Here is a 22,189-nt window from a genome sequence, read left to right as displayed (position 1 = left end):
GACCATTGTGTTTGCCGCCGTTGCACAGCCAGGTAGTGCAACTGACTGTTAATCAGTAGGTCAAAGGTTCGAGTCCTTTCGGCGGCGCCACTACTAACGCGAAAAAACTACCAGTTTTTTCGTTCACTAAACTGAAACCTCCCGTTTGATCAACTGCTTAAGTTGGTCAGCCAGAACAGAAAGCTGATGACTCTGTACCTGGTCTGGGAGCTCAGTGATGTTTCCCCGCATAAGCGCATCCTTAGTTAAGATTTCTTCAGGGTTCTGTCCCCATGCACGTATGATTTCTTTGAGTTGCTCAATTCTGTTGACTTGAGTTTTCGGTCTAATCGCCAAGCCTGCTGAGGTGTAGAGGTTTCTTAGCGTCTCGATGCCTAAGCTTTGGACGTCTTCGTAGGTGTCGATGGTTTTGCCCATAAAATATTTGATGATTTCGCTGTCTATTTTTGAGGCGCTCATTTGAGTTCGGAAGTATTTTCGTAGGCTATGGGTTCTAACGCTGTACATCCAACTGTCTGGGAGCTTTTTTGAAACGTCAGCTGCAACAGCGATTGTATGCACGATTTTTCTGAGGGTTTTTTCGCTAACGCCAACGATTTTGTGAGCATTGTGGTCGCTTCGGATTAACGGTGAGTCGTCGGTGATTTCTTCTGGAGGCGTGTATCTGCTGCCTCGTCTTCTGTCAGCTATGTACATTTTAAGCAGGTAACTTGCTTCCGCATTTAGGAAGGTGTCGTAGTCATGGTATTTTCCTTTGGTGATTTGGGCTTCGACGTGAATGTGTATTGGCACTATGTTGGCTTCTAGGTCTTCTTTGACGTGTCGGTATTTGAGTTTGCAGAAGGTTCCTTCTCTAAATCCACCTGTTGCTAAAGCAGCTATGATGAAAGCTTCTCTGATTGTGGATTTGTCTATCATTGCGGTGATTTCTTCGGGTTTTGGGGCTCTGTCTTTGTAGGCAACTTTTCGGGGGAGGCGCTCGTTGAGTTTAACTTCTATGCCGTTTACGTGGTAGAAGGTTTTTACGGCTTTTATGCAGTTGTTAACGGCTGTTGGTTTGAGGTCGTTGTCTTGGAGTTCGGCTAAGTAATCGTTTAGGAATGCGCAGTGGTTTTGGACTTTTAGTGGGTCGGGGATGGCGCCGACGGGTTTGGCGTCTTGGATGATTAGGTCTGGTTTGTATCCGAGCCAGGTTGCGTATTGTTTGACGTTGACGGAGTAGGTTAAGCAGCTTCTGTATGAGCCTGAAAGATGGCGTAGGAAATGGCGGGCGAGTTTTAGCATGCTTTGGTTGTCAAATATGAAGGGAATTACTCCTGGGCGGTCGTTTAGGCAGGACCTGATGATGTAGTCGACGAGGCCTTTTTCTTTGGCGTCTAAGAGGTTTTTGAGTTCGATTATTACTGGCTTTTTGAGTTTCCAACCTGTTAAGCTATTGTAGATTATCACTAGGTCGCCTTGGAAAGTCAATGGGAGATTTAGGCTTTTTAGTTCTTCAACGGAGAGTTGGCGGTTGCGGGTTATAGCGGGGGCTAAGGCAGTTCTTTCTATCATTTCGGTTTATCTCCTTTTGAGGAGTGAGTTTTTCGCTCCGTTGGTCGGAACGCATACTCGCCTTCTTGTATAGTTGGTTTGCAATTTAAATTCCAGTTAAAACTTTTTTGTAGTAGTTGCGGGCAAGTTTTGAGGAGCTGCAACTCCAAAATGTCGCTTTTAAGCAGCACTAAACCTGACGCTTTGGGGTCGCCACCCGTAAGTGTGGGCGGATCAGCGTCTCTGTCCCAAGCTAAAATGATGTACCGTTCGCAGTTGTAGATTATCCAGCCTACGGCTTCTCTGATTTGAGGTTTCATCGATAGCGCGTTGCTGCGATTGTACAAGACATGGTCTAGATAGCGGACAAATATCAGCTGTTTGAGGGGTTGAGGTGAGTTTAGGGGGCTTGTTCCAGCATCCTTTGAGGGTGCTTTATGGGGTGTGCCTCCTGTTTTTGGTCCAACACTTTTTTTGGGTTGTGTTGCGTTTAATGTTAGTTCAGCCATTCCCTCTCGCCTCAACCTGGTGCCTTGCTGGTTATTTGAAGAATTTTTCTCCTCGGATGCGTTGGATGATTTGGATGTAGTGGTGTTTTTTGCAGAAATCCAAAATCTTGATTAGCCGTGGATCATCAGCTCGTTTGAACTGTTTTATGTAGCCGACTCGGCCAGTTTGCACACGTACTTCAAAGTTTCCGTCTACGCCTATGATTTGGTAGAATCCGCGTTTTTCGCCAGCGTATTGCTCAAGGACCATCCAGTCTTCGACAAGATTAACCAAGCAGATATCACCTTGCCCAACTCTCAGGCTTACCATAAAAACTATCTGCCCCCGCAAAGCGCTCATCTCTTTGAAAGGCACCGAAAAGAGACGTATCATTTAGATACATACCGAAAGCGAATCAATAAATCCTTGCAGGTTTGTTTCGGGGGCGGTTTGCAGGAAAGCGTTCAGGTCTTTTTTGTTGAGCGCCATGGCGGCTTGTGCTCTGATGCTTAGTTTATAGAGGGGTGAGAGAAAATGGGCTTTTGCAGGTTTAACTCCGTCTTTCTTTAGCCAACCTTGCTGATAAAGTGCTTTTACACGTCTATCTATATTTTGCCGTTTCGTGTGTCGATATCCTTTGATGCCTCTGATTTCTAAGTAAAGGTCGTAGACAGTGAGTAGCTTTTTTGAATCAAGAATCCGAAAAATGATCCGATTAAGTTTGGCTTGTCGACCACTGAATACCTCAAGTTTAGTGCCCTTGCTAAGTTTTCGTGATACCGCTCTCTACCCTCCAGACGGGAGGTAGACCAAAAAGAGCGAAAGTCAACAGTAGAAATTTGAGGTTTGCTTGATAACACGGTTTTGTTAAATCGTAAGAGTCGATAGAAAAGAACTTATTTCTATGCTTTAGCACGAATGTACAAAACCGTAGGACAGCAAAAACATTCTCTTCAGAACTAAATCCATTAGCATGCGAGTTAATTGCTTTCTTCAATAATAGCGCCACTATCTGCTTCCCTTTTAATTCTCTTTTTAACCAACATGACTGCTCCGACAATTGTCAAAGAGATTAATGCTGCAACGCCCAACCAAAGCATCGCCCAAACAAGTTGTTCCATAATTGAAGGCGATGGTTGGGGTGTGGGTACTTGACCTGACGTTTGGTCGGGGAAAACAAGGTAACTTATTTCCGCTATTAGCAGACAAGACACAGCAGCTAAAGTTACCGCCATCATCATTTTTGTTTTTTGTCCAATCACTTTTTCAGACTCTATATAGTTTACATTTTTTACTGAGTAACTGATGCTATTTAATGTTGTTTTGTACTATATTTTTGTACAACAAGATAACTTTATTCATTTCTAAGGGATATCTCTTAAATTGTTGCAGTATATATTAGGTTCGAGGTTGAGGTTAACGACTAAGGAATCAACCGACATCCTAAAAGGAACCACACTTGACATCTACCGTTTTATGTTAAAAGCCAATAAACCCCTTGGAATTAGGGAAATCCAAAGAAAACTAAACCTCAGTAGCCCCTCAATAGTGCAATATCATCTCTCCAAGCTAGAGCATGCGGGCTTGGTGAAAAAAGAATTGGGCAATTATGCTATAAACCGCGTAATCTTGGATAGCTGCATAAAAATCAGCCGTTTAATTATTCCCAGGTACCTTTTCTATTCTGTTTTTATGGGTGTAGCATTGGTTCTTGAGCTGACTTGTCTAAAGCCAACAGTTTTTAGTAGAGAATATTTTTTCTTTATCGCGATTACGTGTATTGCTCTTATAATTTTTTGTTATGAAACAAGTAGAGTATGGCTTAAAGGCGCCCTATAAAGGGATAGCCAATCAAGTCAGGTGTCCTAAATTGTAGAAATTAATAGTTATGTTGATAGCTCTTACGCCCAAGTGAGGTGAAAAAATGATGGTTAAGAAAAAAGCTTATTGCATTAAAGCAGCATTTCTCGCGGTTTCGCTTCTTTTTTCGATGTTTCTTACAGTAGCAGCTCAATCTAATACTTTAGCAGTTCAAAATCAACAATGGCAACCTCCCGAAAACTTTGTTGACCCAGTCACATTAAAAATCCAAGAGCTAAAAGAACAAGGGCTAAACACTGAACAAATAACCGCTGAACTTGAGAAACTAAACATGGGCTGGTACCCTAAAACTGGTGCAACATGGATTGGAAGAACGCTAACTTCGGAGGAACTTGCTAAAATGCCCGCCCGAACGCAAAGTGTAGCTTCTGATGGAAAAACTGCTCTTCGCTGGGTTGATAGAGTTTCGGTAATGCGCACTAGTTCTGCTTCTTGGACTGGCATCAGTTCTGAGATGATTTGCGGTTCTATGAACGTTGGATCAGAGCAAACATTGTACCATTATGTAACGATGCAGCTAGGTGATTTAAGTGACTTATCAAGCTGGACCGAGGTGCTGGTCACGCACAACTATGGAGAAACCTACAAGTGGCATAGTTATGACTACGATGAGGGTGGCTGGTCATATTATGCAGATAAGAACACAGCATCAAGTGCAGCAGACACCTATGTTATAATGTTAGATGGAACTTCAGATGGCAATGGCTACAATTATGACATCTGGATTAATTATCAATGGGTAAGAAGCGGTCATCTCCCAAGTCTGTATGTCCAAGGCGGCTTCCAAAAAGAAATCTTCAGTGACAGCGGAACATTTACAAACGATGCGTCAAATGCCGTCTTTTATCGGAACTGGCTACACAACGCACAAGGCTGGTCCTATTGGACAAACGCTATAAGCACCCAGTTTAGCGCAAATGCTCCAGTACGAGAATCCCACACAATGGGCGCCTTAAGCTACAACTGGCAAACCTGGGTACAAAACTAAATAGAAACTCTTCTCTTTTTTCTTTGTTCATTAACAATCGTGATTGGAGTTCTGTTCTAAATTTTTTGTGATAGTGTCCTAAAATATAGAAATAACTACTCTTAATCAGCAGAGATTAGCTTGCAAGATTTAACTTGCAAGAGGTGAAAAAATGAATAAAAAAAATGTAACAGTCTGCTTAATTATGTGCTTAATTTCTTGTACTTTGCTTTCCTCGGCTGCTGCTAATAGCCTGCCTTCTAAAAATCAGAAGGTAAGTATAGTAATAAGTGTTCAAAGCGAAACAATAGAGGTCACTGATGCGATAGTCTATATTATTCAGAATCCACTTGAGAAAGATTCAATAACTGTAACAGATATCACGAAAACATCCAAAGCAGAAGAAACCCATTTTGAGCTCGAAGCAGGTTACTATCACATAGGCGCATACCATCCAAATTTTGGGTGGGCTTTAGCTAAAGTAAATGTTACTGATGACGAAATTGGTAAAACGATTTCTTTAAGACTTAACCTTAAGCCCGTTGCTGAAAACTGGACAGACCCTCAAGGTCAAAAATTTGAGAATCTAACGTCATGGCCCTTTATGGGTTCTCCAATATCAGTCTCAACATCAAAAGCAACTGACGGCGACTATGCAATCACTCGAGGATACGTTCTACTAGACTCTGTTCCATACGACTCATATCCCACTGAAATCGGGCAGGTATTTTCAACTGAGGGCGTAACAACTGACCTTAGATTAGGGTTTACAACTGGAATCAATGTTATGACCAGTTTTAATGGTGGTCCTCTCGGAGTCTATGGTAGCTCAGGCTTTTCCCAAGCATCTGTTGTTGATATGCCTGATTTGAGTAACGGACAAAGCGCAACTGTATACAAAATGTTCGACTATGCATACTGTCTTTGGTATTGGGTACCCCTAGGAGCGGGAGATTATGCTGAAACTTGGAGCGCTGAGTATATGTATCCGTCATCGGCTTATTACGTGTATGATAGCCCCTCGCCAATGTATAAACCCCCCAGCCAAAGTAGCGATCAATTCGTAACTCTTGATACACCGTCTTATCAGACAAAACAAATTACAAAAGTAATCGAGGACTTCTCAGGGTCAGGTTGGTCATTTGACATTGGAGTGACATTATCTGGACAATGGACCTTCTTCTCAGGAGACGTTAACATTGGAGGAACATTTGAATATTCAGGATACAGTCAAAGCCAAGTCGTTTATAACTATCAAGTGCAAGGTCAACGAATAATATTAGTTGACTCCTGGAACTATGGACCGAACCAGGGTGGAACAGTACTTTGCTATAAAAACGAATACTGGGCAACAACCGTGACAACATCTGGGCGTCTAACAGGGAGCGGAGATGCATACTATGCAACCAGAATAATTGGACAAAATGGCCAGCCATACGGGACACCATATGCACAGATTGTCGCACCAAACTATGGAGATGCAGGTCAGATTACTGTACAGTTGAATGCTCCAACGCAGGGACGAATCTTCGCTTATGGAGATTCACAGAGCGGCTTTAATGGTGGTCATCTTTACTGCTATGTATCTAATGATGGTAATAATTGGCACTATGCAGGTACGGCGGTACTAAATTATCAAGGTCAGAATACATATATAGACTGCGGTTATTATGGCTCTCAATTCCAATATGTGTCACTCGCTGGCTACAACGACAACTATCAGGCAATTAGTGTATACATTGATGCACTACACATAATGGTGTAATTCAACACTCGAATGATTAAAGTATAGAGCAAACAAACGTCTCTAACTTTTTTCTATAACTCTTCAAGGCATTTTAATGTAAAGGGTCATAGAAAGCTAAATTTAAAATAAAAAGAATATAAAAATTTTTCAAATCTATGAGAAGAACGAGAAGTTCATTCTCATCTTTTAAGAATCTAAATTTTTTTGATTAAAAGGATATTAACATAAAGGCACTTACTCAGTAGAAGGATAATGATGAAAAGAATTGCCGGATTACTATTAATTCTATGTATAGCTTTAGGAACATTTGCTGGACTCTACTTTTTCCCTCACCCAGTAAATGATTCGATTTCTATTTGGTTAAGTAATGACCGCTGTGTTGCTTTCGATGAAGATGGAAACATGATTGTGAAATATGCAAATATCACAATTGCCTCAGATGGTGAAACAATGCTAAGAGATAACGGACTCGTAGATAGCCTCTATGTTGGCAACATCACAACCATTTCTATGCTAGACGGCATTGTCATGTGGGCAAACGATTCTCAAAATATTTTCAGCTACCCGCTTGTTTCCCTCGATTATCCCGTTTACTCCGAGTTGTTTGGCACAGTAGATAATGTTAAGGTGACCCTACATCAAGGTAATCTCAGCCAAATCATTCCACATAGCAACATAGACAAAGAGGCAGAACTCACCCAGTTTGATATTAATCTGGACGATATAGAATCGCTAATAAACACAAGCGGTAATACGTCATACACCCTAACCCTAAGTGTCGACATTAATTTCCACGTAGCATTCTCGACTTTACCGCTCCTTTCAACCACACCAAGCATAATTAATGATAGAGCAACCGTTGATTTGGGTAATCTCACAGTAGACTACATTGACGGGCACCGTTCATACGTACAAATAAACTTTCCCTACAGCGAGCTGTCATACTCAATCTATGTCCCTTTCATTGAAACGGTTTTGCCATAGATTCTTTTTAGTAAGTATCGTTAAGTTCATGCATTCGAATTAGAGCGGGAGGGTCTATGACAGCGTCCTAAACTGTAGAAATAAGTAGGTTCCTATGGTTTAAAAGCTATAGTGGATAATTGGAGGTAAAAGTGTGCTCAAATTACAGAATATTTCTTCAGAGGACCATAATCCTTCCTTAAATTCTAAGAGCGGTAGCAAGTGGTTTGGGAAAAAAATCTATGCTGCAATCGCCTTAATAGCAGTGGTAATAATCGCTGTAGCCTTTGTTATTCCTCAAGGAGTTGCAGCAATCCCGCTTAATGTTGAGTATACAGTGGGCGAGAAAATGGCATATGACACTACAATAACAGCAACTTACGAAACACAAAATACTCAACCGACTGCAAGTATGTAACCAATCACCAATGCTACTGTATACTCCACTGAAACCATAGAGGTGGTGGATTTTGATGGCGAATACTACACATTAAACCACACGCACACATTCACACTAAACGATACCCCCTTCAGTTACTCGATGACTGAAAAAATGAACAAAACAGGATACTCCACCTACCTCCTTAACTTGGGAAGCGCATCTCAGGAAATTCCAAACACAAGTATGACCAGCGCGTCTTACCTTACCCAACTGCTGAGTAAACCCGAAGTCAAAGTAGGCGACACAATAACAATACCCTATCCAAACCTGGTTGCAAGCATGGGAATGACCGGAGAATTGACAATGACATTTGCAGGCATCGAAGACCTAACAGTTCCTGCGGGTACATATCATGTTTTCAGAATAGACATAACCAGTAACGACCTAAAATTAAGCTACAAACCCTCAACAGGCATCCCAAGTCTAGATGTTCAAACAAACATGGATATCAATGTAACCTATCAGATTTTCATGGAATACGGAACGATGCGGCAGATTAAAGCTTCAATGCAAGAAACCATTTCGTACCAGTCAGAAACAATAGAGTATACGATGCATTTAACCACAGATACAACGCTTAGCGAACACACCAAACCATAACCAGCATAAGTGTACGAAAAAGAATAATCACTATTTTTTCCCCAATTGCTCTTTAAGCCAAAATAATAATTGCAAGAAGTTTTTTTCTATGTAATTATAATTTGCAGGTGTCCTAAAACGTAGATTAATGTATTTCTATTTCAGTAAACAAACGAATGCACCATGAAAAGTAAGGCAATAAGTGTTGTACTGCTTTCTTTGCTATTAGTTTCAATGGTTTTTCTATATAGCACTCTAACGAACAATTCTGCGGCACAAGCGCTTGATGTCTACGTTGGCGTCGACATGGCTTACTGCACCGCAGCGGGACCAGACGAGGCTAAAAGTATCATCGATCAAGTCAGCGGCTTCACCAACTTGTTTGTGGTCGGAACCACAGGCATTACCGACAATTCCACCGTCCTCAACGACGTTTTACAGCATGCTTATGACCGCGGTTTGTCCTTCCTAAGTTTCATACCGAATACATTTGGAAACGTCAGCGATAGCTCAAACCCTGATTTTGTTTCTCAAGCTGCCCAATGGCTGGAGGTAGCCCAAGCCAATTGGGGCGACCATCTCTTGGGCTTCCTGCATCCTGTTATTGATGAGCCAGGCGCCCACATTTTGGATAATTGGCCCGGCGGCACAGTAATCTTGATAAAAGCTCCCTCAGGTCAAAGCAATGTAGTTAGTGAAACAAATTCTTATGTAACGAATTATACCACCGCTACATCCAAATACGAAACCCTCCTCAACAACGCACTGCACAACTCTGTTCTAGACGCCATTAACTCAACAAAGAAGTACCCGCTTTTCACCTCAGACAACGTGCTTTACTGGTTCGACTATAAAGGCGGATACGACACCATTTTTGCAGAGTTCGGCTGGAACAACAGCAGACCGCTTAACGTTGCTTTATGCAGAGGTGCAGCTCAGATGCAAAACAAAGACTGGGGAGTAATAATCACCTACACTTACACAAAGCCACCTTACCTTGAATCGGGCGATGACCTCTACGCTGATATGGTTTACGCTTATAACAGCGGCGCAAAGTACATCACCATATTTAACTCTAATGAAAACTACACTCAGGGCATCTTGCAGCCTCAGCATCTGCAGGCAATGCAACGGTTTTGGGAATACGCAAAAACTCATCCCCGAAATAGTTATCCTGTAAGCGAACGTACCGCATATGTTCTTCCCTACGGCTACGCCTATGGATTTCGTGGTCCTCAAGACAAGGTCTGGGGTCTTTGGCAATCAATAAACGAAGTAGACAACTTTAACCAAAGCGTAATCGTTAACAGTCTACTTCAAGAATACGGTGATAAGTTAGACATAATATACGATGACAACTTGCAGCCTATAGACGCGTGTGGCTATTCCGCTTTACTTTATTGGAACGACACAACTCTTTTGCCTTCTCTGTTGCCTGCACCTTGGCCTTCGTTTACTCCGTTGCCTACTTTTAATTTTTCGCCTCTTCCTTCTTTCCCGATTCCCTCGTTTCCATGGAAGCAAACAGGCTAAAGCGGTATCACAATAGTTTTTGTCTGTTAAGCAAAAATGAGTTGCAAGAATTTTTCTTTTCTCTGTACTATGATTTTGTACGGTTGTCCTAATGTATAGAGCTAAGTAACTTTTCCAGTTATCGTTCATTGCTCCAAAAAGTAGAGGAAAAGAAAAATGAACTCAAAACTATTGTTAAATGCCTTTCTGATTGTAGCGTTTGCTTCAGCAATGCTTTCAGTAGGACTCGTTCAGGCAACTCAAGTTGGACCGATGACTGAAGACGTAGACATACAGGGTTCGTGGTACGGAAGAGTCGCTGCTTATGTCAATGTCTACTGGGATGACCAAACAGGCAACATTAACTGGGAAGTTTCAACATGCGACCCAGGGTATGCACCAGGCGTATTCCAGACCTATAGTATGATTGAAGAACGCAATATCAAAGTTGCTTATGCTTGCGAAGCGTATGAAGCAGGTAACTTCTATCCGACCTTCGATAATCCATGGTACGGCTATGCAGACGCATGGGCTTATCCAAGCTATCCAGCACATCACGGCGAGGGCGACTGGTGGTACATTTAAACAAAAATATTAAACTGTGCCTCTTGGGCATTTGTTTAATATTACCCATTTTTTTCACCTCTATTATCCCTATCACTGGTGCTATCGAGAGACCTTCTTCGTATTCAGTCGAGTTAGAATCAATAACAGAAAATGGTGATGACATTGGTATTTTATCATTTACAAATGGAAGTTTCAGCTCATTTAAAAACTTGAAGCTGATCCTCTTAATCTCCGAAATAGCAAACAACTGTACAATAAACTTCACAATTCAAGGAGACTCTTTTTCTAAAGAAACGACAGCAGAAGGCTACTTCACAGGAAATAGATTATTGGTTGACTCTGTTCCATCCATATTTGTAATTTCTCCAGATTTTTTTTCAAAAGATAGAGACATCCTCCTAACAGAAACAAATGAATGGCAACTTGTTGGAAACATAATTAGTCGAACAGCAAAACCGCTCACCGCCATAGATGGTCAATACATTAAAACTATTATGGTAGAATCATTCCACGTAATTAACGGAACATCTCAGATGCCTTCAATGCTGGGATTCGACCCAAAGACAGGCATTCTCGTATATGCAGGAGCTTCACTTAGCGACGTTATATTGAAAGAAATGGGTATTGACTACATTCGAGGCGGTATATTTAGACTGACTGCTTATTCCAAAAATTTAAATTTTGAACTAATAACAATAACCAATTGGTTACCCATCATATTGGCTTTGACAGCTGTGATAGCGTTTCTTATTGCTGTCATAATAGTATACAAAGCTGGTAAAAGAAACAGAAAATCTCGCAATCAGAAACCAAATACGCATAAGAAAAGGAGCGCGAAATAACCGTCTTGCAAGCTTTAGGCGAATTTAACAACTTAGAAAAAAGCTTTAGCTCTGGAACCAAAGCACTAAGCGGTCTAAGTTTCAAAATATACAAAGGAACCAACGGCCTAATAGGACCGAACGGAGCAGGCAAAACCACCACAATCAAACTAAGCTTAGGCTTAATCAAAGCCGATGCAGGCGCCGCAGAAATGTTTGGGTTCGACTGCTGGAAACAATCCCTACAAATAAGGCGCAAAACCGGGATTTTGTATGAAAAAGTCGCATTTTATGAGCACTTATCAGGAATTGAACACTTAAAATTGATGGCAAAACTCAAAGGGCTCTCCGACCCGTTAAGCGAGAGCAAACGAGTTTTAAAGCTGGTTGAACTTGACACCGAAGCCCAAAACAGGCGAATTGGCGGTTACTCTGCAGGTATGCGCCAGAGAATAGGATTAGCACATGCGCTTCTTGGAAATCCTGAATTGATAATTCTTGATGAACCCACATCAAATCTTGACCCCATCGGACGAGCTAAAGTGATTGAGATAATTAATTCGCTCAAAAAAGAGGGCTTCTCTTTCCTAATTTCAAGCCACATACTACACGAACTGGAGAAGGTTTGTGACAAATTTGTTCTTATCAATAAAGGACGAACCATAAAAAACGGAACACTAAACCAATTACTTGACAAGACATCCACCCAAGCATTTACCATAAAAGTTCAACCACTAAAACAGGTAGCAGAGCTGCTGAAAAAAGAAGAATGCATCAAAGACACAACCATAATTGACAACCAAATCATTGTCATAGCCAACGATAGCGAGAAATTCAAAAAAATTCTGCCACGGGTAGTATCAAAAGTGGATGGTTCTCTTGAAGAGGTCAAACCAGCTGGACGGGACTTGGAATCAATCTTTAAAGTTGCCGTGGAGGAAGCAGAGCAGTGACGGCCACAGAGCTGCTAAAGGCAGAAATTAGGCGTGTTTGGGGACGACCAATCCTTGAATTAGCGTTAGGCTTTATCGTTCTAATATCCATCACAACCACACCCGCCTTGTTTAAAATCGTCACACAAACCGAACTGCAGACCACGCTAAACAGTTTGGTAACTACTGTTCTTTACGATAATTTAACTGCTCAGATGCTTCCTTTAGGCTTATTTTGCGGGATTCTGCTGGCGTTGTCTTTTGCTCGCGACTATGAACAGGGCCTAATGCAGACATTGCTTTCAGCACCTGTTTCACGTTCATCCCTTTTTATAGTAAAGTTTGTTGCTGTTGTGGTTCCTTTAACACTTCTCTCATGGGGAGTAACAGTACTTGTCAGCTTCTTAAACTACTACAGCGGCTTAACGGTACTTGCTATACTACAGTTTTCCCTGTTGGCGTTTCCTATACTGTTTTTGGCAGCCATGTTCTACGGCGGCTTAGCAGTGCTGATAGCCTTGATTATTAAGCGAACGATTCCTTCCGCAGTTACCGCCATGATTATCGGGTTCTTAGCATACTACATAACAACCCTTAGGGTGGACACCATTGGAGAGTTCGCTAACTATCTAGTTCTTACACCGTTTAAAGCTCCGCTTATAGCAACAGGTCGCGTACTCGGTTTAACGTTCACAAACGGAACCCTTGAAAGCACCTTGCCAACGTGGAACTTTCTGGCGTTATCCGTAGTTTATGCGCTGATATTTCTAATTCCAATGTACATTTACTTCACCAGGAGGTTTGAACTACGCGAATAAACCTAACAAGAATTGGCACCGTCGCGTTAATTGTTGGCTTAATTTTGTTACTTAATTCTTGGTCGCCCCATGTCCCAGAAAATGCAATTTATTCATCTGGGGAAGTGGGCGTTGGCGAAACCTTCAATTATGTTATATTGGCGCCCCCTGTTAATGAGGGTAATTTAACTGTTGGTTACTTCCGTTATTCAGGCAGTGCCGCTACGCAGCAGCCGCCTTCAGGAGCAATTCCTGACGCTGTAACTTTACCTGTTCATGTAAAGGTAACCGACCCCGCAGGTCAAACGTTAATTGATCAGGACATAGTCACTCCCACGTCTTTAGTGGTAAACTTTGGGATGCGCGGTGATTACAATGTTTATTTGACTAATCAAGGCTCTGAACAGAGCCCCATACCTGTAGGCGTTCAGTTCCAGAGAGATAATTTGCAAAACAGGGAAGCAGACAAGTTTCTTTTCGGAGAAGTATTTACCATATTAGGTGGTCTGTTAATTCTGATTGGATTAGCTGTAAATATTGCCTCAAAAAAGAGGAAACCTACTAAATGAGTCATGTTTACTTTCTTAATTAAAAGGGCGTTTTCTTTTTGTTCTGTACTATGATTTTGTACAGTTGTCCTAATACATAGAGCTAAACAGCTTTTTGCTATAAATTAGAAACGGTTACTTGCTATATGAGATTAAGGAAGCACAAAAAGAGAGGCTTACATATTTGTCACATTTTCAAGTTCCAAGAGTTAAAAAAGCACCTGAATTGTTTTACTGCGATACCAGAGGCGCAACCATGAGTAAGATTGAAAGAGGTAGTTACGAAACTACCTTTTTAGTTATTCTCAGCCTTTCCAGAGGCGCTGAATCAAGAAAAAAGATTCTGGCAACATTACTCTCGGGACCAAAAAATTGTAATCAAATTGCAAAGGAATTAGATTTTGATTGGTGGACTATCCAAAAACATCTTCATTGTCTCATAAAAGAAAACCTAATAATGAGCCTTGAATTTGGTCGCATAAAATTTTACAAACTCACTTTAAAAGGTGACGAAGCAATAAGAGACATACAAGCAAAAACTGTGAAAACAAGCAAAAATAATAGCTAATAACATCAGTAAAAGGGGCTTAAGTAAACTGAGTGCCTTATCATATAAACAATTCAGGCTAATTAAGAGCGATATCCTTCCATTACTACCTGATAAGTCTAAAGGTCTGACTCGATAATATGAATGCAACCCGTCTGAAATGGACCGGCAAAACAGTGCTGCTACCTCTGATAGGTATAGTTGCATTAATTCTCTATGTTCTCTTCTCTAACGTCAACTTTTTTGAAGTTGTTACTATATTGCAAACCGCCAATCCACTTATCTATTCTGTAGCTATATTTCTGGGGCTTGCGGAAGTGTTTTTCTATGCCCTTTCATGGAGAGCATTACTTAGCGCCCTTAAAGTCAAAATCTCAACCATGCGGTCTTTTCTTTACACATGGTACAGCATATTTATGGATATTGTAGTCCCCGCCGAATCTATAAGCAGTGATTTATGTAGGGTGTATTTGGTTAACAAAGAACAAAATGGGTTAAGTGGCAAAACTGTTGCATCAGTTGTTATGCAAAGAATCTTGGGGATGACCATCAACGTCATAATATTACTTTTAGGCATAACTTTTCTTTACACCACCACCGCCAAAATTGACCCCATGATCTTAACTTTGAGCATACTTTTCATCGTTGCTATAACCTCAAGCACTTGTGTACTATTGGTGATTTCATGGAAAGAAACCTGGGGCACAAAAATAATTAACTATCTAATTCACGCAGGGGAACTCATATGTCGAGGCAGATGGCAACAAAAATTTGATTACCTCAAACAAGAAGCCCTGAGCGCGACAAAAATTTTCCATGACTCAATGAAAGAATTTGGACATAAACCCAAAACACTAATTCTACCGACTTTTTTGCTATTATTGAATTGGTTTTCAGGGCTTGCTGTTCCATACGTTGTCTTTTTTTCTTTAGGATATCCCGTGTCTTGGACAGTTATTTTCGTTACTTGTTCAATAGTATTAGTCGTTAAATCAATACCAATAGGTGTGCCCGAAGTTGGTGCTCCTGAAATAATCATGATAAGTACGTTCCAAGCGATGAGTATCCCTGAAGGGATAAGCATTGCCGTTACAATGCTGAGCAGACTTATATCACTCTGGTTGAGAGTCGGCGTAGGTTTCGCTGCTCAGCAATGGGTGGAATTAAAATTGCCAAGGGAAGTTCAACATAAACCGTTATACAATCCCATGGCAAAAGCTCCCAATTTGTAAAGTTGTTCAATAAACTTTCAATAGGCTGTTAATTTTTAGCTTTTTACACATTCACATGCCAGATCATTTACTGGAATTATGAGTTGTACCCTATTTGGGTCTGAATTGAGCAAAGGCTCTTAACAATAAACAAACTCCTGAAAAATAGGAGCACTTAACGGTGCAATGACAAAAAGAGCACTAAATAAACTGAAAAGGAAGTGAAAAAATGAACAAAAAAATCACTATGTTCTTTGCGGTTGCGTTAATTGCGGCTAGCATGTTTACAGCTCTACCGGTTCAAGCTGAAACTGATAAATTCGCTGACGATTATGGCCTTGATTATGTTTACTTTCATGGATACACCACAAGTTGGGACAGAGGCGGGTGCACTGATTATGGCTACGGATGGGCATATTATGACACATCAGGAGGAGGTATGGGCGTTACTGCCTTTGACGACGGATACTTAACAGGAAGTGGCGGTTGGGTCTACATGAATTCTGGTCAAGTTACTGCGATTGCCAACGTTAACAATATACTGGTAACTATATGGTTTACAAATGATCTGCTATTTTCAAGTAGCCAATGTAACTTTGAAGTCAGACTATACGTGAACGGTTATTCTCAAGGCTTAGAAGCTACGGACTTTTATTTGTGGAACAGTGGAGCAGGCTATGAACAATTCACATTTAGCAACCTTAACGTACAATCTGGTGACTCTTTGGACGTTGATGTTTACTTTTCCGCCAATGTAGGCTATATGGGCACAGCGGCTATTCTTGCAGATTTCACTTACGTTGCTTTCTCCACCTAGAAACAAAAGCGCGCACATCTCCATCCTTTCCCTCTTTTCTATAAAAAATTCCCATAGTTTGCTATTTAGGCGGTTAAGGAGTAGTTCACATGTACATTTTTCAGACATCAAACAACGTAGTGGTCAACTTGGAGAGTGTTGTAATTAATGGGCAGAGCCCCTTTATAGGCAACCAAACATACCCCATAGACCTAACACACGTAACAGATTATATCTTAATCAAAAGATAACTTGTCAAAAAATCCTGAACATCTTGTTGGTTCTACCATTGCACTAAACAAACAAAAGTCACTTGTTTTTGCTCAGCTTCACCACCGAACTAAGCATAACGCAAAGCAGATTTTGTAAAAATTTTTCCCTAAAGAGGCAGTGCTCCTGGCGTTTAAATGTGTAAACGGTTCTGCTGCGTGTGTATAGCGGTCACGGCAGCATAATTAAAGTGCACTTTCCTTTTCATATATCGGTAATGTATTTAAATAACGTCGATTACCGATATATCGGTAACGTTTCGTGACAACAATATTTACCGATACACTGGGACGCAGAAAAAATAGAGGGACACTTCGCGAACGCATAATCAGAACTCTACTCGTGGAGCCAAACGGGGCACTCACAAAGTACAAGCTTGCCAAGATGTCAGAAGCCTCTTTTCCGTGGACGCATGAATTCCTCAACAAACTCCAAGCCCAAAAACTAGTCAAAGACACCGAGGTCACAAACTATGCGGGGCTCATCAACTACTGGCTACAAATAAAAACCACGCCCAAAAAAAGAGATTACATGCACAAAAACCCCATAGACCTAATTCAAACAAGTAAGCTCCCGTATGCCCTCACAACTTATCAGGCAGAAAACCTCGTCCAGCACTACCTCTTCCCTTCCCGCATCGACTTATACATAAAAAAGGAAAACTTGGACAAGTGGCATGAAGAATTGACTGCTGACGGGTTAGTCGGCAAAGGCAACCTAAGACTCCTCATGGCAGACGAACATGTTTTTTATGGAGCGTTTAAACGGCAAGACTTAACGGTTGTGAGTATTCCGCAGTTAATCGTTGACTTACTACAAGAAGGCGGCGTCTGCACTGAAGCCGCTGAAAAACTCATAAGCAAGGTGGAGCAGCATGCTATATCAAACAACTGAAACGAAAACCTCTCAAGAACAGATGCAGGCAATCTTTTCTCAACTCAAAATCCAAACGTGCTTGCTCGGCGGCTGGGCAGTTTACTATCTGGTAAATCAAAACTTCCAAAAAGCCACGGGAAGAACCTATATTGGCTCACGAGACATTGACCTTGGCTTTCACATAAACATGGACTGGAACCAAGAGCAACTGAAAAACTCGGAGTTTGCCACCACAATTAAAGTGGCTGAAAGCATGGGCTTTAACTCAGTGAGCTTCAGACTTGTCAAAGATTTTGACATAGACACAGGAAAAGAGCTAACGCCAGAAGAATCAGCCAAGCTTCCGTTGTACCAAATATTCCAGTTATACATAGACCCAATCGTTGACTGCATCCATCCAGAAATAAAAAACCTGCTCGGCTTTGTACCGATAGATGAGCCTCTCTTATCGCTGGTTTTCCAAGAAAAAATGCACAGAACCCAACCACTTTTTGGAAAAAACGTCTTAATTCCAGAGCCGCATGTGATGCTGGCGATGAAAATCAACTCTGCCCCAAGAAGAGACAAAGAACACAAACTACTCAAAGACATAGCAGACATCTACGCCCTCATATGGCACTCAGACACTAAATTGTCCAAGCTCAAAGAACAACTCTTCGCCATAACACCCAAAGAGAAGGTGGGAAAAACAGTGCGGAACTTCTCTACTGAAGACATCGGCAAAGTCGCAGGCATATTGGGGATTGACAGCCAAGAAATAACACGAGTACTAAAAGAGATAGTGTAGCCGATTTTGCGAGCGATTCTTTTTTCTAACTTATTCATATGAGTAACTAAGAATTAATAGACAGCCATGGTAACGCCAACAGTAGTGAACACTAAATTACATTAGCTCTTTGTCTCTATCCGCACGTATTGCGTCTCGCTTGTAAGTATCAGCCATTCGCTTAAGCATACTAACCGTTCTCGGAAACTTGAAGCGTATCAGCTCAGCTTGACTTTCATAATTGGCTGCTATCTTTCGCTCTTGTTCGCCACCTTCGGTTAAGGATTTGGTAATAACGCCTCGTTGGTTGAATCTACCAACCTCTAACCCTCTTTCGATGTCGTGACTGCAATACCGCTCAATTACGTCCCTGACTGCTTCATGTGGCCATATAGAATCTTTTCCAATTGGTGAATGCGAAAGTATCTGCCCTATTACTTCATCGCCAATTTCCTTTCGATTCTTCTGGGCACACAGTTCCCTCACTTGTTTAACCCAAGAATCCAACGCGTTAACGTCTACTTCTGAAAGACTTTTTTGTCCTGGTACTGAATTAATTAAACCTACTAAACGATTGGCATTAAGTGCTCTATTCTTTAATACAGCGGCAGGAATACCTGAAAATTCGTTATTAATTGGAGGATCTGCCTTAAACATAAAACAAATAAGCTCTACTATAAACTCAGGATTCTTCAAGATTTCGCTAGTGAGTATCTTCGGATGTATCTCTCCATTTCCGAAAAAGGGCATATAAAACCATTCAATTCTAGCTATTCGACCCTGATCTATTTTCTCGTCAGCCGAGATTCTTTTTAGAATTAAACCAAAGTCATAGCTTAGCATGTCCTGCCGAACTGTCTTGATATCTTCCGGGTTAACCATTGTTTGTTCTAGTATTTTCAGTAATAACTCATTGCTGATTTCAGCGTCTTTTGCGATAGTCTGCAAGTAATTTGCGGCAGCATCGAAAGCAGCAAATGGTCTGTTGTTAGCTAGCAACATTTCTAAAACCCATTGGGCATAATGTGCGTCCTCTTTTGTTAAGTAACACATTTGCACATTTTTCCAGTATTGACTTTTTATTGGTTCTTTGAATTTCTCCAAGAAGTCAAAAAGGGTCTTATTGAACGGTAACCCTAAACAGAAATTCACCCAAACCGGTTCTGACCAAGAAGGGGACTACTTGTTGTAAATATTATCTAACCATTCGGTTTTTGCCTTAAAGGCCTTTGCACGTATATAAGAATTTACTGCTAGCTGGTGTTTCCTATTTGTACTCTCTAGCCAACGTAGCATACTTTGATCAATAGTAGCGCTAAACGAAGCTGCACTTAATGAGTTACCGACTATCCCTGGGAATTGAACGCTATCAACCAACCGCTCGATTCCAGATAGCCCTTCCTTGTTCCAAATTTCCTCTAAAGCCGTCGAGCGAGCGTTTTCTCCTCTTCGCTCATTTTCCTCGTGTTCTGTATATGGGACTGAATTTGTGATAGGCGCAAAGTAATTGTCAAACAAAATCGTGTATCTGTCTACTAAGTCTTCTGGAACTAACTTTTGGTGAATAGTTGAAAGTTTTTCGATACATTCCTTAGGTAAAGCCCATTCAGCGCTAGAGAATTGAGTATGATGAGAAATTATTTTCAGCACCTCATTATACAGCACAAGCTTAGTGTGGCTACTGAGGGCACTCGCATCTTTGTCTAGTTGATCAATTGCTTGACTCAAGTACGGTTGTGGAAGCGTTAAAATTTCGTTCACACTTAACCAAGCTTTTTCTGGGTCTTTGTTAATTTGATTAAGGACACGTTCGGAAATAGCACATATATGCTGTCGGTATTCTGAGGTGCTTACGCCCTTTTTCCATCCTTTTGCCCAACCTCTAAAGTGAGGTATCCCTATGGGGGTTGAAGTTTCATGGTCTCCGGGAAGAAGATCAAGCAATAACTTCCAGCCTAAAGTTGAATTATAAGTAATTAAAGAATCAAGAATTTCAAGTCGTTTATCAAGGGGCGCCTTTGTTTGAGGTAACCAACCCCTAAAGATTTCTTTTAGTGTACTATATGGACGGTTTGCCCATTTTCCGCCTGGATCACGTAGCGATAGTTTGGCTAAAATAGATGCAACACGACTTGTATAATTTAAATCCCAAGCAATATACTCAAGCCCTCTTAACAATCCCAGATGCGGGCAGGAACCCATGGTACCTTCGTCAACAAATAAGGACAAGACGGGTGGACTTTGACTATTTAGGCTGCTCTCGACTGTTGCTAAAAATACTTCTGGAGAAGCTTCAGCTAGTAAGTCCAATTCTGGTGCAAGGGAGCCCCACTGTTTTTCAGACATTTTATCATTTAAAAGCTGCATTAACCAGTAAGACACCATTGCTTGAATCGAATCTGTTGTTAAGTTTTTGCAGTCCCGGTCTCCAAAACTACCAAGAATAGCCAATCCTTCAGATAGCCCATGACGGAAGTCCGCCGAATACTTTGTAACTTTCTTATGTATTGCTGCAAGCCATCGTTCCTCGGGCGGTAGTTCTAAGCGGGGGTCGTTTTCACTGAGAACTTCAACCGCTACTTTGCCGAATCTGTCTAAAATTGATTCGGTTACAAAGGGCTTTAAAAATTGCCAAGAATCAATAGCAGATACTACTTGCCATTTATTGCCAAGACGCTCTACCGGAAAATCGCCTGTAATTAACCATTTGTTCAAAGTTTGTTCTAACTTGTCATATGAAATGTCGGCTAAATAGGCTAACTTTTCGCGGTCATTAGGATTGTCAGATAGCCATGAGCCAGCTAACAGTGCTGCAATCAATGGTTCTGCATTTCCGGAATCAGCCCATTCTGGATTTTGCTGACCTGCCTGAGCAAGTAAATAATGTCTACGGATTATATGCAACCTATATTTGTTGTCATTTGCAATGTCTTCTGCGTCTTCATCAGGTATACCCATCTCAACGAGAGCTTTTAACCGTTGATCTTTACTGGGTTTTTTAAGAGCCAATTTTGCCTTTCTATTAAATTGGGCTAAGGTTGGAAGGAGTACCCAGTGTCCATTTTTGATTGCCTGACCAAGTGTGGGTAAAGGATCAAAGAGAGGTATCAAAATCAGTGAATGATCACTTTGAATAAGAAAATCCCATTCTTTCTGATCTCTAACAACCAACAAGCGAGGTAAGAGCAACGGATGTGTTATAACACTTGCGAGAATAAAGGAACAGGCTTCATCCTTGTTTTCAGCTGAGACTTCTATAATTTCCGGGGATTGAGCCATAACGTTTGACAGTTCATCGGATTGATCGTTTCTACCCGCTATGACTATGTTCGTATTACATTGAGGTTTTGTTGCTAAAGACCAACCATCCCACGCTTGTTCAGCATCCCATGCACCTTCTGGTCTATTTCCGATCAATCTAGCAAACCATCGATGTACGGCAGGACACTGCGAAAGCCAGTCTGCTAATTCTTCAGCAGATAGGGCTTTTACATCGGCCCATTGCCCTTCTGTTTTCTTTTCAGATACCCAATTGGCGAGTTCACTCCATTGTTGGCTTGTCACAAAAACAAATGTTGCATTCTTTTTGTCAACTGCACCGGGATTTTGAGTTCTTTTAAGGTAATCACTATCTGCCTTTGTATTCACAGTTTTTTCAGTACTAACTTCCCATGCAGAGTCGCCTGTTGGTATGAAGGCATTTCCTTTGTCAGTTTTGAGTATACCATCCCATCCAGGTAACACAATGCTATCGCCAGATGGAAAACGAATTAGCGAAGCATTTACGCTTGCAAAAATTAACCTTTTAATTAATAATGGAAGAATTTCCTGTGCCTCTCTTGGATTATTCTCAACCCATTTAGTTATGTTGATAGCCGTAACATACCAGCCGCTAGACATTATTTCCCCCTCTTGAGCATTCATGCACTAGTTTTATTATACCAT

At 41.2% G+C, this 22,189-nt stretch carries 22 protein-coding genes and 1 tRNA gene; 17 read left to right on the top strand and 6 right to left on the bottom strand.

Going from position 1 to position 22,189, the window contains the following annotated elements; all coding sequences use genetic code 11:
* Window positions 1–13: 13 nt before the first annotated feature.
* A tRNA-Asn gene (locus NWF01_07210) sits at window positions 14–90 on the top strand.
* Window positions 91–126: 36 nt separating this feature from the next.
* Here NWF01_07210 and NWF01_07205 read toward each other — a convergent pair.
* The 4 genes from NWF01_07205 to NWF01_07190 all read right to left on the bottom strand — a co-directional run bounded on the left by NWF01_07205 (window position 127) and on the right by NWF01_07190 (window position 3,284).
* Window positions 127–1,554 (bottom strand): site-specific integrase, encoded by a 1,428-nt coding sequence (locus NWF01_07205; GenBank protein MCW4024805.1) that lies wholly within the window; start codon window positions 1,552–1,554, stop codon window positions 127–129.
* Window positions 1,551–2,042, bottom strand: a complete 492-nt coding sequence (locus tag NWF01_07200) for a hypothetical protein (protein MCW4024804.1) — start codon at window positions 2,040–2,042, stop codon at window positions 1,551–1,553. Before NWF01_07200 ends, NWF01_07205 begins: the two co-directional genes overlap by 4 nt.
* A gap of 31 nt (window positions 2,043–2,073) precedes the next feature.
* Window positions 2,074–2,352 (bottom strand): hypothetical protein, encoded by a 279-nt coding sequence (locus NWF01_07195; protein ID MCW4024803.1) that lies wholly within the window; start codon window positions 2,350–2,352, stop codon window positions 2,074–2,076.
* Window positions 2,353–3,002: 650 nt separating this feature from the next.
* Entirely contained in the window at window positions 3,003–3,284 is a 282-nt protein-coding gene (locus NWF01_07190) for a hypothetical protein (protein ID MCW4024802.1), read from the bottom strand.
* A 665-nt stretch (window positions 3,285–3,949) separates the two neighbouring features.
* Between NWF01_07190 and NWF01_07185 the strand changes: the two genes are divergently transcribed.
* The 16 genes from NWF01_07185 to NWF01_07110 all read left to right on the top strand — a co-directional run bounded on the left by NWF01_07185 (window position 3,950) and on the right by NWF01_07110 (window position 18,265).
* A complete protein-coding gene (locus NWF01_07185) occupies window positions 3,950–4,891 on the top strand; it encodes a hypothetical protein (protein MCW4024801.1) in 942 nt (313 codons plus the stop codon).
* A 583-nt stretch (window positions 4,892–5,474) separates the two neighbouring features.
* Entirely contained in the window at window positions 5,475–6,635 is a 1,161-nt protein-coding gene (locus NWF01_07180; protein ID MCW4024800.1) for a hypothetical protein, read from the top strand.
* Between the two features lie 237 nt (window positions 6,636–6,872).
* Window positions 6,873–7,601, top strand: a complete 729-nt coding sequence (locus tag NWF01_07175) for a hypothetical protein (GenBank protein MCW4024799.1) — start codon at window positions 6,873–6,875, stop codon at window positions 7,599–7,601.
* 133 nt (window positions 7,602–7,734) lie between these two features.
* Window positions 7,735–7,998: a hypothetical protein gene (locus NWF01_07170; protein MCW4024798.1), complete on the top strand. Its 264-nt coding sequence runs from the start codon at window positions 7,735–7,737 to the stop codon at window positions 7,996–7,998.
* A gap of 42 nt (window positions 7,999–8,040) precedes the next feature.
* Window positions 8,041–8,622 (top strand): hypothetical protein, encoded by a 582-nt coding sequence (locus tag NWF01_07165; GenBank protein MCW4024797.1) that lies wholly within the window; start codon window positions 8,041–8,043, stop codon window positions 8,620–8,622.
* A 162-nt stretch (window positions 8,623–8,784) separates the two neighbouring features.
* Window positions 8,785–10,134 carry a hypothetical protein gene (locus NWF01_07160; protein MCW4024796.1) on the top strand — a complete coding sequence of 450 codons (1,350 nt, stop codon included), beginning with the start codon at window positions 8,785–8,787 and terminating at the stop codon, window positions 10,132–10,134.
* Between the two features lie 156 nt (window positions 10,135–10,290).
* Window positions 10,291–10,698 carry a hypothetical protein gene (locus tag NWF01_07155; GenBank protein ID MCW4024795.1) on the top strand — a complete coding sequence of 136 codons (408 nt, stop codon included), beginning with the start codon at window positions 10,291–10,293 and terminating at the stop codon, window positions 10,696–10,698.
* Window positions 10,686–11,522 (top strand): hypothetical protein, encoded by an 837-nt coding sequence (locus tag NWF01_07150; GenBank protein MCW4024794.1) that lies wholly within the window; start codon window positions 10,686–10,688, stop codon window positions 11,520–11,522. The genes NWF01_07155 and NWF01_07150 overlap by 13 nt, the downstream gene beginning before the upstream one ends.
* 5 nt (window positions 11,523–11,527) lie before the next feature.
* Window positions 11,528–12,454 carry an ABC transporter ATP-binding protein gene (locus NWF01_07145; protein ID MCW4024793.1) on the top strand — a complete coding sequence of 309 codons (927 nt, stop codon included), beginning with the start codon at window positions 11,528–11,530 and terminating at the stop codon, window positions 12,452–12,454.
* Window positions 12,451–13,251, top strand: a complete 801-nt coding sequence (locus tag NWF01_07140) for an ABC transporter permease (GenBank protein MCW4024792.1) — start codon at window positions 12,451–12,453, stop codon at window positions 13,249–13,251. The genes NWF01_07145 and NWF01_07140 overlap by 4 nt, the downstream gene beginning before the upstream one ends.
* A 104-nt stretch (window positions 13,252–13,355) precedes the next feature.
* Entirely contained in the window at window positions 13,356–13,799 is a 444-nt protein-coding gene (locus NWF01_07135) for a hypothetical protein (GenBank protein ID MCW4024791.1), read from the top strand.
* 235 nt (window positions 13,800–14,034) lie between these two features.
* Complete coding sequence (locus tag NWF01_07130; protein ID MCW4024790.1) at window positions 14,035–14,346, top strand: winged helix-turn-helix domain-containing protein; 312 nt, start codon at window positions 14,035–14,037, stop codon at window positions 14,344–14,346.
* Between the two features lie 119 nt (window positions 14,347–14,465).
* Window positions 14,466–15,557 (top strand): flippase-like domain-containing protein, encoded by a 1,092-nt coding sequence (locus tag NWF01_07125; GenBank protein MCW4024789.1) that lies wholly within the window; start codon window positions 14,466–14,468, stop codon window positions 15,555–15,557.
* 208 nt (window positions 15,558–15,765) lie between these two features.
* Complete coding sequence (locus tag NWF01_07120) at window positions 15,766–16,353, top strand: hypothetical protein (GenBank protein MCW4024788.1); 588 nt, start codon at window positions 15,766–15,768, stop codon at window positions 16,351–16,353.
* A 510-nt stretch (window positions 16,354–16,863) separates the two neighbouring features.
* Window positions 16,864–17,496 (top strand): hypothetical protein, encoded by a 633-nt coding sequence (locus tag NWF01_07115; protein ID MCW4024787.1) that lies wholly within the window; start codon window positions 16,864–16,866, stop codon window positions 17,494–17,496.
* A complete protein-coding gene (locus NWF01_07110; GenBank protein MCW4024786.1) occupies window positions 17,477–18,265 on the top strand; it encodes a hypothetical protein in 789 nt (262 codons plus the stop codon). Before NWF01_07115 ends, NWF01_07110 begins: the two co-directional genes overlap by 20 nt.
* 96 nt (window positions 18,266–18,361) lie before the next feature.
* Here the strand turns inward: NWF01_07110 and NWF01_07105 are convergent, their stop codons facing one another.
* Both NWF01_07105 and NWF01_07100 read right to left on the bottom strand, forming a co-directional pair.
* On the bottom strand, window positions 18,362–19,348 hold the full coding sequence (locus NWF01_07105) for a hypothetical protein (GenBank protein MCW4024785.1): 987 nt from the start codon (window positions 19,346–19,348) through the stop codon (window positions 18,362–18,364).
* 75 nt (window positions 19,349–19,423) lie between these two features.
* Window positions 19,424–22,144 (bottom strand): hypothetical protein, encoded by a 2,721-nt coding sequence (locus NWF01_07100; GenBank protein ID MCW4024784.1) that lies wholly within the window; start codon window positions 22,142–22,144, stop codon window positions 19,424–19,426.
* Between the last annotated feature and the right edge of the window lie 45 nt (window positions 22,145–22,189).

The organism is Candidatus Bathyarchaeota archaeon (genome assembly GCA_026014585.1).
In the GTDB taxonomy this organism is placed as follows: domain Archaea; phylum Thermoproteota; class Bathyarchaeia; order Bathyarchaeales; family Bathycorpusculaceae; genus Bathycorpusculum.
The sequence above is the reverse complement of the archived record's forward strand: the minus strand, read 5'-3'. Positions and strand labels throughout refer to the sequence as shown.

Excerpts from the sequence above, each read along its gene's own strand:
- NWF01_07110 (MCW4024786.1), top strand. The coding sequence starts at position 17,477 with ATGCTATATCAAACAACTGAAACGAAAACCTCTCAAGAACAGATGCAG.
- NWF01_07185 (MCW4024801.1), top strand. The coding sequence starts at position 3,950 with ATGGTTAAGAAAAAAGCTTATTGCATTAAAGCAGCATTTCTCGCGGTT.
- NWF01_07175 (MCW4024799.1), top strand. The coding sequence starts at position 6,873 with ATGAAAAGAATTGCCGGATTACTATTAATTCTATGTATAGCTTTAGGA.
- NWF01_07130 (MCW4024790.1), top strand. The coding sequence starts at position 14,035 with ATGAGTAAGATTGAAAGAGGTAGTTACGAAACTACCTTTTTAGTTATT.
- NWF01_07120 (MCW4024788.1), top strand. The coding sequence starts at position 15,766 with ATGAACAAAAAAATCACTATGTTCTTTGCGGTTGCGTTAATTGCGGCT.
- NWF01_07155 (MCW4024795.1), top strand. The coding sequence starts at position 10,291 with ATGAACTCAAAACTATTGTTAAATGCCTTTCTGATTGTAGCGTTTGCT.
- NWF01_07125 (MCW4024789.1), top strand. The coding sequence starts at position 14,466 with ATGAATGCAACCCGTCTGAAATGGACCGGCAAAACAGTGCTGCTACCT.
- NWF01_07180 (MCW4024800.1), top strand. The coding sequence starts at position 5,475 with ATGGGTTCTCCAATATCAGTCTCAACATCAAAAGCAACTGACGGCGAC.
- NWF01_07205 (MCW4024805.1), bottom strand. The coding sequence starts at position 1,554 with ATGATAGAAAGAACTGCCTTAGCCCCCGCTATAACCCGCAACCGCCAA.
- NWF01_07195 (MCW4024803.1), bottom strand. The coding sequence starts at position 2,352 with ATGGTAAGCCTGAGAGTTGGGCAAGGTGATATCTGCTTGGTTAATCTT.
- NWF01_07100 (MCW4024784.1), bottom strand. The coding sequence starts at position 22,144 with ATGTCTAGCGGCTGGTATGTTACGGCTATCAACATAACTAAATGGGTT.
- NWF01_07200 (MCW4024804.1), bottom strand. The coding sequence starts at position 2,042 with ATGGCTGAACTAACATTAAACGCAACACAACCCAAAAAAAGTGTTGGA.
- NWF01_07160 (MCW4024796.1), top strand. The coding sequence starts at position 8,785 with ATGAAAAGTAAGGCAATAAGTGTTGTACTGCTTTCTTTGCTATTAGTT.